Below are 12833 nucleotides of genomic sequence, written 5' to 3' on the forward strand. Positions count from 1 at the left end.
GCAAGCCCGCTCACCACAGGTCAAGCCCGCTCATCACGCCAACCCTGCCCACCACAGAAAACCATCTCGGCGATTAGTTGGTGTATAGGTAATCCGTCGCCAACGACGCCAACGTCCTCACCCCCACCACCAACGCCGACTCATCCACGAAGAACCCCGGATTGTGGTTCGGCGCTGCCTTGCTCATGTCCTGATCCCGCGGCGTCACGCCCAGGAACACAAACAGCCCCGGTGCCTCCTTGGCATAAAACGAGAAGTCCTCGGCACCGCCCACCAACGGGCCCTGCACCACGTCATCCTTGGCCGCCCAGCGCAGGCTCGGCAGCATCTTCTCGGTCAGCGCCGGGTTGTTGATGGTCGGATCGTACTTCTCGATGATGGTGACTTCGGCCTTGGCGCCGCCGCTTTCGGCGATTTTCTCCACGGTCTGGCGCACGTCCGCGTGCAGCTTCTGGCGGATGCCATAGTCGTAGGAACGAATGGTGCCGGTCATGTCTACCGACTCCGGAATGATGTTGTAGCGCGTGCCGCCATTGATGGTGCCAATGCTCACCACCGACGGGAATGACGAGATATCGGTGCGGCGGCTGACCACGGTCTGCAGGCCGACAATAGTCTGTGCGCCCACGGTGATCGGGTCGATGCCATCCCAAGGGCGGCCGGCGTGGGTTTGCTTGCCGAGGATCTTGATGCGCAGATCGTCCGAGCTGGCCAGGGTCGGTCCCGGACGGTAGGCAATCTGGCCGGCGGGCACACCGGCCCACACGTGCAGGCCGAACACCGCGTCCGGCTTGGGCGCCTTCATCACGCCTTCCTGCACCATCATTTTGGCGCCCCAGGTGTTTTTGCCGTCGGGGATGAAATCGCTCGGGCCTTCCTCGGCCGGTTGGAAGTAGAACACCACAGTGCCCGGCAGTCGTTCGCGCATACCGGTCAGGATTTTCGCAGTGCTCAGCAGGATAGCGACGTGGGCGTCGTGGCCGCAGGCGTGCATCACGTCGACTTCTTTGCCCAGGTAGGTGCCTTTGGCTTTGGAGGCGAAGGGCAGGTCGGCGACTTCCTTCACCGGCAGCGCATCCATGTCGGCGCGCAGGGCGACGGTGGGGCCGGGCAGGGCGCCTTTCAGTACAGCAACGACGCCCGTACGGGCGACGCCGGTTTTTACCTCAAGGCCCAGGTCGCGCAGTTGTTTGGCGACCAGCTCGGCGGTGCGGGTTTCGGTGTTGCCCAGTTCCGGGTGGGCGTGGATATCGCGTCGGGTTTCCAGCAGCGCCGGCTCAAGGGCTTTTGCCTGCGCGGCGATTTCCTCCCGGGCGCTGTCCTGGCCGCTGCTGGCGGCTATCACGGCACTGCTGGCGACCCCGCACAACATGCCAAAAATCCACGGGTGTGTCAGACCGGTTAAACGCATAAGGACCTCTCCTGAGTTTATTGTTGTTGATCTTTCTCCTGCACAGTGCCGGCGGTTACCACCTGCACGCTCAGGCGCGGCGTGGCCAGGTCCAGCCCGGCCTCGTCCAGATGACGCTTGAGGGACAGGTTGAACGCCCGCGACACTTCCCACTGCTTGATCGGCGCGGTCTTGAACCGTGCGCGCAGAATCGCGCTGCCCGACTCGAAACTCTCCACGCCTTGAATCTCCAGCGGCGACCAGATATTGCGGCGCTGCAGTGGGTCGTTGCGCATCTTCTGGCCGACATCGCGCATCAGCTTGATGGCGTCGTCGATCTCCATGTTGTAGGGGATCGCCACACGGAAGATCGCGTAGCCGAACTCCCGCGAGTAGTTCTTGATGCTCTTGATCTCGCTGAACGGAATGGTGTGCACGATGCCGTCGATGTCGCGCAGGCGCACGGTGCGGATGGTCAGGCCTTCGACGGTGCCGAGGTGACCGCCGACGTCCACGTAGTCATCGATGGCCAGGGAGTCTTCGATGATGATGAACAGGCCGGTGATCAAGTCCGCCACCAGCGACTGCGCGCCGAAACCGATGGCCAGGCCGATCACACCGGCACCGGCCAGCAGTGGCGTGACGTTCATGCCCATGTTCGCCAGGGCGACAATGGCGGCGATGATGAAGATGGTCACGAACAGCACGTTGCGGATCAGCGGCATCATGGTCTGCGCGCGGGCGTTGGCCAGGCCTTTGCGCGAGCGGGTGAGCGCGTGGTGGATCGCGGTGTCGCTGAGAATCCAGATCAACCAGGCAAACAGCAGGGTCCCGGCCAGGCCGAACAGCTTGACGCTGACTTCATGGCCATCGCCTTCGGTAAAGCGGATCAGCGACAGCCCCCACACCCGCAGGCCCAACTCGATAAACACCAGCCACACCACCAGGTGGGCCAGGGTGTAGACGAAGCTTTTCAGGCGCTCGGAGTACAGCGCATGGCGTTTGTGCCCACGTTGTGGCTTGAGGGCGTGACGGCGGACCAGTCCGTTGATCACCATGCACAGCACCAGCAGCACCGTGCACAGCAGCGATTGGCGCAGTGCTGTGCTGGTATCGCCCGCCGAGACGAAGGTAGCGAATAGCGAAATACCCACCAACAGCAGCGCGGGGATGTACCAGAAGGAACCGATGATTTCGATGGTGTCGCTGAGGGCGCGACGTGTGAGGCGGCGTGACAGTGGCTGATTGCGGATCAGGTGGGCGATGGGTCGGCGGAAGCGCAGGATGAACACGCCAGTGGACAACGCCGCCATCACATTGGCGATGGTCGCGGCGGTATGGGACAAGTGTTGCCCCAGTGCTGCCACCAGTCGCGGGTCGCTCAAGGCTTCACCGAAGGCGGCAAAACTGCCGATCCACCACAGCGGGCGGAACGCCTGGTGACGCAGGATGTACAACGCGCGATGGCGATGCGGGCCGTCGAGCACGGAAAACGCAATCACGCAGATCGCCGAGAAACAGGTGCCCACCACCAGCGCATAGGCCAACACCATTGCCAGGGATTTGCCCAGGGACGACGGCAGGGCGTAACTCAGGTAAACCGTGATCACCAGGGCAATCAGCCATGGGCCGAGTTTGCGCAGGGCAAAGCGCACCATGTCCCAGGTACGCGGATGTTGCGGCAGTTCTTCGGGCAGGCCGAAGCGTTCGCGCACGCGGTGGCTGAGCCAGATCAGCGCGGCGGCGAGCAGGCTCCACACGGCAAGGATCAGTGCAAAACCGAAAATGATCGGCAGCCATTCGTTGGCCGGCAGTATCAGTGCACTGAGTTCTTCCTTGGCCTGGTCGATTTCATTGGACCAGCGCCCCAGGGGGCTATCGGCCCCCGAAAACTGTGCTTCCAGGTTGGCCAGGGTGCCGCCGATCAACCCCAGCACGCCTTCTTCGGCGGCCGGCTGGGCTTTTTTCGTGGCTTCACGGAGCTTTTTCAGGTCACTCAGCAATTGGGTGCGTTGCTGGTCGTTTTCCAGGGTCTTGATCACCTCGTCCAACGACTGCCCCAGCGGCACTTCGGCCTGGGGCTGGGTCTTGTTGGTGTTGCCGAGCAGGCCGGGCAGGCCCACGGCATGGGCAGGCGTCAGCGGCAGCAGCGTCAGCACGGCGATCAAGCAATAGCAGGGCAGGGCAAACAGGCGGGAAAGCACGAGGCGGTCAACCTTGGAAACGACGAGTTGACCGAGTGTACGAGCGCAATCGTCATTCAGCCAGTTTTGCGAGGATCTTGTACACCACAGTGCCCAGGATCAGCAGCATGCCGATCCACATGCCAAACACACCGAGGGGTTTGTCACGGAAGTTGAAGCCCACGGCGAGCATGATCATGCCGATCAGGATCGGGATCAGCATGGCGTGGAAGGAGGACATGGAGATCATGGTGCGACGGCCTTGTCGGAGTGGGAATACTGACAAGTCTAGGTCGGATTGCAGGAAGTGGGGTTGATGTGTATCAGAAACACATCAACCCCATGCCACATCAGGGCAAGTCGTGACTCGCGTAGAACGCGCCCAGCACCTTCACCAGATGCGCCAGATCATGGCTGCCGCACAGCTCGCGAATGGAGTGCATGGCAAACGTCGGCAGGCCGATGTCCACGGTACGCACGCCGAGATGGCTGGCGGTGATCGGGCCGATGGTGGAGCCGCAGCCCATGTCGCTGCGCACCACGAAGCTCTGCACCGGTACTTCCTGGGCCATGCACAGGTGGCGGAAGAACCCGGCGGTTTCGCTGTTGGTGGCGTAGCGCTGGTTGCTGTTGACCTTGATCACCGGGCCGGCGTTGAGCTTGGGGCCGTGGTTGGCGTCATGCTTCTCGGCGTAGTTCGGGTGAACGCCGTGGGCGTTGTCCGCAGACACCAGCAGGGATTTCTGGATGGTCCGTACGAACTCATCCCCTTCCGGCAACAGGCGACGCAGGGTCTGTTCCAGCATCGGGCCATCGGCCCCGCACGCCGAGCAGGAGCCGACTTCTTCGTGGTCGTTGCACACCAGTACGCAGGTTTCTTCGCTGTCGCTGGTGAGCAAGGCTTGCAGGCCGGCGTAGCACGACAGCAGGTTGTCCAGGCGCGCGCCGGCGATGAAGTCGCCGTTCAGACCGATAACCGCGGCGCTTTGGGTGTCATAGAAGCTCAGCTCGTAGTCGAGCACCACATCGGCGTTCAAGCCATGTTCCCGTGCCAGCTGCTCGGTGAGCACGGCACGGAAGTCCACACGCTCGTCACCGGCAAACTGCGCGAGGATCGGCGGCAGCTCGGTCTGGGCATTGATCGCCCAACCTTGGTTGGCTTCACGGTTCAGGTGAATGGCCAGGTTGGGGATGATGGCGATGGGCAGCTTGAAGTCGATCAGTTGGCTTTCGACCTTGCCGTCGCGGCGGAAGGTCACGCGGCCGGCCAGGGACAGGTCGCGGTCGAACCACGGTGCCAGCAGTGCGCCGCCGTAGACTTCCACGCCCAGTTGCCAGAAACCCTGGCGTTGCAGCTCAGGTTGGGGCTTGACCCGCAGGCACGGGCTGTCGGTGTGGGCACCGACCAGGCGGATACCGCCCTGCAACGGCGAATGGCGGCCGAGCTTGAAGGCGATGATCGACGAATCGTTGCGGGTCACGTAGTAGCGACCGTTGGCCTCGGTGGTCCAGGTCTCGCGCTCGTCAAGGCGCTGGTAACCGGCCGCTTCCAGGCGCTGGGCCAGGGCGGCAGTGGCATGAAAAGGAGTAGGGGAGGCCTTGAGGAAGTCGATCAGGCCTTGATTCAACGCTTCGCGCATAAATAGCTCCAGACAACAATGCCGCGAGTTTACCGTATTTATTCTTCAGAACGGGGCAGGGCACTCGAAACGCAAACGCTCGCCGCTTTGCGGATGGGTGAAGCTCAGCATGCTTGCATGCAGGCACAGGCGCGGCCAGGCAGCCAGGGCTTGCTCATGGGCATATAGGCCATCACCCAGCAAGGGGTGGCCGATGGAGAGCATGTGCACGCGCAGTTGGTGAGAGCGCCCGGTAATCGGCGTCAGCTCCACGCGGCACCAGTCGCCACAGCGCTCCAGCACCTTCCAGAAGGTCAGCGCGTGCTTGCCGAATTCGTGGTCCACCACATGCCGTGGTTTGGTCGGCGGGTCGTAGCGCAGGGGCAGGTCGATACTGCCGCTGTCCAGTTCCGGTTGGCCCCAGGCCAGGGCGGTGTAGGCCTTTTCGGTTTCACGGTCGTGAAACTGGCGGGACAGTTCGCGGTGGGTGTCGGCGTCACGGGCCAGCAGGATGATGCCTGAGGTTTCCCAGTCCAGGCGATGCACGATGCGGGCTTCGGGGTAGCCGTTTTCCTGCAGGCGGGTGATCAGGCAGTCCTTGTTGTCGTCGGCGCGGCCAGGCACCGAGAGCAACAGGGTGGGCTTGTTCACCACCAGGACGGCATCGTCCTGATGCAAGATATGAATATTGGACAGCGGCATTAAACAGCCTCGTAACAAACGCCAACGGCGGCTCGCCCACCCGGCCCCCAAAAAGGGATCAGGGTGAACGAGCCGCCGTGGCGGCCGCCTGTTCGATCAACGATCAGGCAGGGTGATATTGAGTTCCAGAATCGAGCAGCTGCCGTCATTTTCCAGGGCGACATGCACGTCATCGTTGCCGATATTGACGTACTTGCGGATCACCTCGACCAGTTCCTTCTGCAAGGCTGGCAGGTAGTCCGGCGTGCTGCGTTGGCCGCGTTCGTGCGCCACGATGATCTGTAGACGCTCTTTCGCTACCGACGCGGTCGTAGGCTTTTTGTTGGCGCGAAAGAAGTCGAGAAATTTCATTGTTTAGTTGCCTCCAAAGATACGCTCGAAGAATCCCTTCTTCTTGACATCGAGGAAGCGGTGTTCCACGGTCTTGCCCAGCAGGCGATCGACGGCATCGCTGTACGCCTGGCCGGCGTCGCTCTGGTCGTCAAGAATCACCGGAACACCCTGGTTGGAAGCCTTCAGGACCGCCTGGGATTCTGGAATCACGCCCAGCAGGGTCACTGCGAGGATTTCCTTCACGTCTTCAACACCGAGCATTTCGCCGTTGCTGACGCGCTCAGGGTTGTAGCGGGTGAGCAGCAGGTGCTCCTTGATCGGGTCCTGGCCTTCTTCGGCGCGCTTGGATTTGCTGGCCAGCAGGCCGAGCATACGGTCCGAGTCACGTACGGAGGAGACTTCCGGGTTGGTCACGACGATGGCTTCATCCGCGAAGTACATGGCCAGGTGAGCACCGGTTTCGATACCGGCCGGCGAATCGCAGACCACGTATTCGAAGGTTTCCTTCAGCTCGGCCAGGACTTTGCCCACGCCTTCTTTGGTCAGTGCGTCTTTGTCACGGGTCTGGCTGGCGGCCAGCACGTACAGGTTCTCAAGGCGCTTGTCCTTGATCAGGGCCTGTTGCAGGTTGGCTTCACCGTTGACCACGTTGACGAAGTCATACACCACGCGGCGTTCGCAGCCCATGATCAGGTCGAGGTTACGCAGGCCGACGTCGAAGTCGACAATAACTGTCTTGTGGCCGCGCAGAGCGAGACCGGTACCGATAGCGGCGCTGGTGGTGGTCTTACCCACACCACCCTTGCCGGATGTAACCACGAGAATCTTGGCCAAGGTGTTTCACCCCTAAGGAAGAAGGACATTTCGGTCCCTGAAAAACATCTCTTGGAACTCGCTGCAGGCGGACAGCCTTGTAGGAAAAATAATTCCTACATAAGTAATGCCGGTTTCGCTGTGCTATCAGAGTCTAGAGATGCTTGGAAAATGCGGCAGTATCCGTTAAAGACGGATGATGTTCAACACATCGCCCGACAGGTTGACCTGCACCGAAGCCCCCCACAGCGGATCACGGCGCAAATCTTCTGAAACCTTGTACTGGCCTGCGATGGACACTAGCTCAGCGGTCAACTGCTGGCAAAAAATACGGGCCTTGGTATCACCCTTGATGCCGGCGAGGGCACGTCCGCGCATCGGGCCGTATACATGGATGTTGCCATCGGCGAGAAGTTCCGCCCCTGGGCTGACCGAGGAGATCACTACCAGGTCGCCGCCCTGGGCGTAAATCTGCTGCCCGCCGCGTACGGGCGAGGTGATGATCTTTGTAGGCTTGATCGCAGGCTCGGGTGGTTTTTCCGGTTTTTTCTTCTCTTCACCGACCAATGGTTCAAGTGGACGCTCACGCGCACCGGACGGTGGCAGTACTGGCAGTTCAATGGCGATCGCTGCAGCAATGTCTTCGATACGGCTGGCACGGATCGCCAGGGTACGCAGGCCGTGGGAGCGGCATACGCGCATCAGGCCGGGCAGGTCGATGCTGCCCTGGCCGGCGGGCAGTTTGTCCAGGGCCAGCACCAGCGGGGCATTGTTGAAAAAATTGGGCGCCAGGGCGACCTTGGCGGCGAGCTGGCGGTCCAGGGCGTCGAGGTCGTTACGGGCGAGTTCCAGCACGGTGATGGCGAGCATGCTGCCTTTCAGCTGGAACACGGGATCTTGGTCTAGCGGTTCGGTTTGGCTCATGGTCGGCAAAAGCGGCTTGTCACGAAAAGTGTCGAGACTTATAACGAGAACACTCACCCGCCGCAAGCCGAGTCGAACCGTTGTAGAATGCGCGGCCCTTGTCTTTACCGGAATCTGTAATGGATCGCCCGCGTTTTCGAGCTGTATTTTTTCACCCGCGTTTCTGGCTGTTATGGCTGGGGCTCGGCCTGTTGTGGCTGGTCACCCAGCTGCCGTACCGTGCGCTGCTGACCATTGGTCGCCTGCTGGGCGCCGGTATGTACCGCGTGGCCGGCGAACGTCGCCGCATTGCTGCGCGAAACCTGGAACTGTGCTTCCCGGAAAAATCCGCCCAAGAGCGCAAGCAACTGCTCAAGGAAAACTTTGCCTCCACCGGCATCGCCTTCTTCGAAATGGCCATGAGCTGGTGGTGGTCGCGCCAGCGCCTGGCGCGCCTGGCCCACGTCGAAGGCCTGGAACACCTCAAGCAGGCCCAATTGGACGGCAAGGGCGTGATCCTCATGGCCCTGCATTTCACTACCCTGGAAATCGGCGCCGCGCTGTTGGGGCAGAAGCACACCATTGATGGCATGTACCGCGAACACGGCAACCCGTTGTTCGACTACATCCAGCGCCGTGGCCGCGAACGCCACAACCTAGATTCCCTGGCCGTGGAGCGTGAAGACGTGCGCGGCATGCTCAAGCTGCTGCGCGCCGGTCGCGCGATCTGGTACGCACCGGACCAGGACTACGGCGCCAAGCAAAGCCTCTTCGTGCCGCTGTTCGGCATCCAGGCCGCCACCGTGCCGGCCACCAGCAAGTTCGCCAAGCTGGGCAAGGCGTTGGTGGTGCCGTTCACTCAACAACGCCTGGCCGATGGCAGCGGCTACCGCCTGGTGATCCATCCGCCGCTCACCGACTTCCCCGGCGAGAGCGATGAAGCCGACTGCTTGCGCATCAACCAGTGGGTCGAAGCCTCGGTGCGTGAATGCCCGGAGCAATACCTGTGGACCCATCGCCGCTTCAAGAGCCGGCCACCGGGTGAGCCTAAGTTGTACGAAAAACGCCGCCGATAAGACAGACATTTCCCCACATGGAGTGACGCAATGCGCCCAGCTGAACCGGTGACAGGCTTGATTCTTTCCGGCGGCGGGGCGAGAGCGGCGTATCAAGTGGGGGTGTTGGCGGCGATTGCCGAGCTGTTGCCGCCGGGGGCGCCCAATCCGTTTCCGGTGATCGTCGGCACCTCGGCCGGTGCGATCAATGCGGTGAGCCTGGCCAGTGGCGCCACGGACTTCAGGGCCGCGATCCAACGCCTGACCGCCTTCTGGCAGGGCTTTCGCAGCCACTTGGTGCTGCGCAGTGATTGGCCGGGGGTGATCCGCCAGGCGAGCCGCTTCTTTATTCACAGCCTCCTCGGTCTTGGTGCGCAGGTGCCGGTGGCGTTGCTCAACAGCACGCCGCTGAAGGCGCTGCTCAAAGACAAGCTGCACCTGGCCGGCATCGACGAAGCCATCCGCAACAAACATCTGCACGCGGTGGCGGTGACGGCCTTTGGTTACGAGTCCGGCCAGGCAGTGACCTTCTATCAGGGTGGTGGCACCATCGACGCCTGGTTGCGCCATCGCCGTATCGGCATGCCCACCCAATTGACGGTTGAACACCTGCTGGCCAGCTCCGCGATTCCCTTGCTGTTCGCCCCGGTCAAACTCGACCAGGAATATTTCGGCGACGGCGCCGTGCGGCAGTCGGCGCCGATCAGTCCGGCGTTGCACCTGGGCGCCAGCCGTGTGCTGGTGGTCGGCGTCAGTGGCAACCCACGCGGCAATGAATCGGCGGCGCAACGTACCTTTACCGGGCAAGAACCGACGTTGGCACAGATCGGTGGGCACATGCTCAACAGCACGTTCATTGACAGCCTGGAAAGCGATATCGAGTTACTGGAGCGCTTGAATCAGTTCAGCCATGCCGCGCCTGGCGTGGCGGCGGTAGAAGTGCTGGTGATTGCGCCCAGCCAGCCGATCGACGAAATCGCGGCACGGCACCGCCAGGAATTGCCGGCGGCATTGCGCTTGTTCTTGCGTGGGCCGGGGGCGACCAAGACGAGTGGGGCGGGGGTCTTGAGTTACTTGCTGTTCGAGGCGGGATATTGCAGCGAGTTGATCGAGTTGGGGCGGCGCGACGCGTTGGCCAAGCGCGAGGAATTGTCGAAATTCCTCGGCCTGGCCTGACGGTCAGAAGTGATACTTGACCAGGAAGCTCGCGGTGTCCTGGTTAGTCTTGAACGCGCCCGAATCTTCGATCCCGTACTTGTTCTTCCAGTAGTCGTATTCGAAGCCGACATACAACTGCTTGTCGCCCCAATGCAGCGCTTTACCCAGGTCATATTTGACCTGTGGGTTGAAGTGCAGGTTGGCGTGGTAGGTGCCACGGGCGTTCTTGTCGTTGTCCGTGACCCAGTCCATGAAGCCGTCGATCAACACGTCGGAGTTGCCCACCGGGATGGTGTAGGACCAGACCGGAGTAATCTGCCAGACGCCGTCACCCGGACGATTGCCTTCGGTCTGGCGCTGGTAGAAGTTCAACTGGAAGTAGTCGAAGCCGGGGATGTTCAGGTCAAAGCCTGGGCCGAGCAGGTACGACTCGTTATCGCCTTCGCCAAACTCGTAAGTGAATGCCAGCAGCACGTCTTTGATCGGGCCAAACGACAGGTCTTTATCAAAGATCTTGCCGAACGACAGGCGCGGGCTTATTTCACCGTAATAAGTACTGGGGCCGACGTTGCCGTCTTCCTTGCCGTTGTAAAAGATGCGGTCGACGAAGATAAAGTTGTCGCCATACTTCCACGCATCGGCATGTTCGAACGTGACGGTTTGCTGGATCTGCGGGTTGACGGTAAAGCTCTTGCCCCACAGGTAAGTCAGGCTGTTGTTCTGCCACTGCAACAGGTCACCGGCCACGGCTTGGCCACCGGCCAGCAGGGATCCCGCCAGCATCAGGCCTTTGAACATAGGTTTCATTCGGTTGCTCCCGAGTTAAAGTTTTATGGTTTTTCTTCTACGCAGGCGCTCTGGTGTGGCGCCTTTTGGTTCGCTGCAAAAATCGTCTGTTCGGTCAGCTTTAGTGCTTTTAGCAAGAGCTGCGCCAAGGTGTTTAAAAAGCCAAAAAATCCCCGTCGGCTGCATCGGATGCAGTCGAATTCAGAGGACTTTTGCGCACTTTGGCCGCAGACATAAGGCCGGGATAAGTTGGCCTTGCAGTCAGCTTTTACATTCGCTGTTTTTTTTTGAGTCGATTCGAGCGGGCGCGGAGAATACTGGCTCTTATGCCGTGGCTCAAGTGCGCTGTTAAAGAGCGCGTGGGGCGAGAATGGGGCACGGCTTGTGGCCGGCCCCAGGTGAAGGGTGTGCATGTGGTTATTCCCGTTTCGTTATTGTTTTTGTTTGAACGAAGGAATCAATGCGTATGAGCGACTTCAGGGCGTTCAGCGCCACCCAGGATGTTGAACAGGATATTCAGCGACAACGCGCTGAGTGTGGCCATGGCGATGCCACTGTGGGTAATCGGGCTCATCCACAGCGGTAGTTGCGCGAAGAACTCCGGGCGCACCACGGGGATCAGGCCCATGCCGATACTCACCGCCACCAGCAACTGGTTGCGACGGTCGGCGATGTCGGCTTCCTGCAGGATCTTGATCCCGGTCGCCGCCACCATGCCAAACATGGCAATCGCCGCTCCGCCCAGCACCGCCGGTGGTATCGACGCCACCAGGTAGGCGGCCTTGGGCAACAGGCTCAGCACAATCAGGAAGACCCCGGCCATGATCGTCACCGAGCGGCAACGCACACCGGTCATCTGCACCAGGCCGATGTTCTGGGCGAACGAGGAGTGGGTGAACGTGTTGAAGAAGCCGGCGAAGAACGACGCGCCGGCATCACACAGCAGGCCACGGCGCAGCATCTTCGGCGTGACATCCTGGCCGGTGATCTTGCCCAGGGCGAGAAACATTCCGGTGGACTCGACAAAGATGATCACCACCACCAGGCACATCGACAGGATCGGCGCCAACTCGAACTTGGGCATGCCGAAGTGCAGCGGCGTCACCACCTGCACCCACGGCGCCATGGCCAGGCCACTGAGGTCGACCATGCCGAGCGCACCGCACAAGGCGTAGCCCAGGCCCATGCCGATCAGCACCGAGATATTCACCCAGAAGCCGCGCATGAAGCGGTTGATCAGCAGGATGGTGGCGAGTACCAGTGCGGCAATCGCCAGGTAGATCGGTGAGCCAAACGTAGCGGCGGCGCTGCCGCCTCCGGCCCAGTTCACGGCCACCGGAAACAGCGACAGGCCAATCGCGGTGATCACCGTGCCGGTCACCAATGGCGGGAAAAAGCGCACGACCTTGGACATGAAGGGCGCGATGAGCATGCCGAAGAACCCGGCGGCGATTGTCGCACCGAAGATTCCCTGCAAGCCGATCCCCGGCATGCCGGCCATCGCGACCATGCTGCCGACGGCGGCGAAGCTGGCGCCCATCATCACCGGCATGCGAATGCCCACTGGGCCGATGCCGAACGACTGCACCATGGTGGCAATACCGGCCACCAGCAGGTCGGCGTTGATCAGGAATGCGATTTCTTCACGGCTCAAGCCGGCGGCCTGGCCAATGATCAGGGGCACGGCGACGGCGCCGCCGTACATCAGCAAGACGTGTTGCAGGCCTACCAGAATCAGTTGCAAGAGGGGCAGCCGCACCATGGCGGGCGCGGCAGGAATCTGCGGTTCGGCTAACTCGGTCATGCAACACCTCGGATCTTTTTTATTTTTGTTGTTTCAACAATTGTGTAGCGGGGAGCTTTTGTAGTGAGCGGGCTTGCCCCGCGCTGG

At 61.3% G+C, this 12833-nt stretch carries 13 protein-coding genes; 2 read left to right on the forward strand and 11 right to left on the reverse strand.

Annotated features, from left to right (window positions below; all coding sequences use genetic code 11):
- Positions 1–73: 73 nt before the first annotated feature.
- The 8 genes from HX812_RS30470 to minC form a co-directional block, all read right to left on the reverse strand.
- Positions 74–1411 carry an amidohydrolase gene (locus HX812_RS30470; RefSeq protein ID WP_038841724.1) on the reverse strand — a complete coding sequence of 446 codons (1338 nt, stop codon included), beginning with the start codon at positions 1409–1411 and terminating at the stop codon, positions 74–76.
- A gap of 17 nt (positions 1412–1428) precedes the next feature.
- A complete protein-coding gene (locus HX812_RS30475; protein ID WP_038841727.1) occupies positions 1429–3594 on the reverse strand; it encodes a mechanosensitive ion channel family protein in 2166 nt (721 codons plus the stop codon).
- 52 nt (positions 3595–3646) lie between these two features.
- Entirely contained in the window at positions 3647–3823 is a 177-nt protein-coding gene (locus HX812_RS30480) for a hypothetical protein (RefSeq protein ID WP_010208820.1), read from the reverse strand.
- A 100-nt stretch (positions 3824–3923) separates the two neighbouring features.
- A complete protein-coding gene (locus tag HX812_RS30485; protein WP_025854984.1) occupies positions 3924–5213 on the reverse strand; it encodes a M18 family aminopeptidase in 1290 nt (429 codons plus the stop codon).
- A gap of 45 nt (positions 5214–5258) precedes the next feature.
- Positions 5259–5894 (reverse strand): RluA family pseudouridine synthase, encoded by a 636-nt coding sequence (locus tag HX812_RS30490; protein WP_005789965.1) that lies wholly within the window; start codon positions 5892–5894, stop codon positions 5259–5261.
- A gap of 96 nt (positions 5895–5990) precedes the next feature.
- Positions 5991–6245: a cell division topological specificity factor MinE gene (minE, locus tag HX812_RS30495; protein WP_010208824.1), complete on the reverse strand. Its 255-nt coding sequence runs from the start codon at positions 6243–6245 to the stop codon at positions 5991–5993.
- Between the two features lie 3 nt (positions 6246–6248).
- Positions 6249–7061: a septum site-determining protein MinD gene (gene minD / locus HX812_RS30500; protein WP_003175251.1), complete on the reverse strand. Its 813-nt coding sequence runs from the start codon at positions 7059–7061 to the stop codon at positions 6249–6251.
- A 165-nt stretch (positions 7062–7226) separates the two neighbouring features.
- A complete protein-coding gene (gene minC / locus HX812_RS30505; RefSeq protein WP_033900844.1) occupies positions 7227–7964 on the reverse strand; it encodes a septum site-determining protein MinC in 738 nt (245 codons plus the stop codon).
- Between the two features lie 119 nt (positions 7965–8083).
- Here minC and HX812_RS30510 point away from each other — a divergent pair, with 119 nt between their 5' ends.
- A complete protein-coding gene (locus tag HX812_RS30510; RefSeq protein WP_038841734.1) occupies positions 8084–9019 on the forward strand; it encodes a lipid A biosynthesis lauroyl acyltransferase in 936 nt (311 codons plus the stop codon).
- A 30-nt stretch (positions 9020–9049) separates the two neighbouring features.
- A complete protein-coding gene (locus tag HX812_RS30515) occupies positions 9050–10174 on the forward strand; it encodes a patatin-like phospholipase family protein (protein WP_038841737.1) in 1125 nt (374 codons plus the stop codon).
- A gap of 3 nt (positions 10175–10177) precedes the next feature.
- On the opposite strand, the gene HX812_RS30520 is transcribed toward HX812_RS30515, so the two are convergent.
- Genes HX812_RS30520 through HX812_RS30530 form a run of 3 tightly spaced genes read right to left on the reverse strand, consistent with a single transcriptional unit; the run spans position 10178 to position 12746 of the window.
- Positions 10178–10963, reverse strand: coding sequence for an outer membrane protein OmpK (locus HX812_RS30520; protein WP_028617274.1), 786 nt, complete (start codon positions 10961–10963; stop codon positions 10178–10180).
- Between the two features lie 23 nt (positions 10964–10986).
- Positions 10987–11355 carry a hypothetical protein gene (locus HX812_RS30525; RefSeq protein WP_152514674.1) on the reverse strand — a complete coding sequence of 123 codons (369 nt, stop codon included), beginning with the start codon at positions 11353–11355 and terminating at the stop codon, positions 10987–10989.
- Positions 11356–11399: 44 nt separating this feature from the next.
- Positions 11400–12746: a nucleobase:cation symporter-2 family protein gene (locus tag HX812_RS30530; protein WP_016976352.1), complete on the reverse strand. Its 1347-nt coding sequence runs from the start codon at positions 12744–12746 to the stop codon at positions 11400–11402.
- Positions 12747–12833: the final 87 nt, after the last annotated feature.

Origin of the sequence: Pseudomonas sp. IPO3749 (assembly GCF_013386605.1) — a bacterium.
GTDB classification, from domain to species: Bacteria; Pseudomonadota; Gammaproteobacteria; order Pseudomonadales; family Pseudomonadaceae; genus Aquipseudomonas; species Aquipseudomonas azotoformans_A.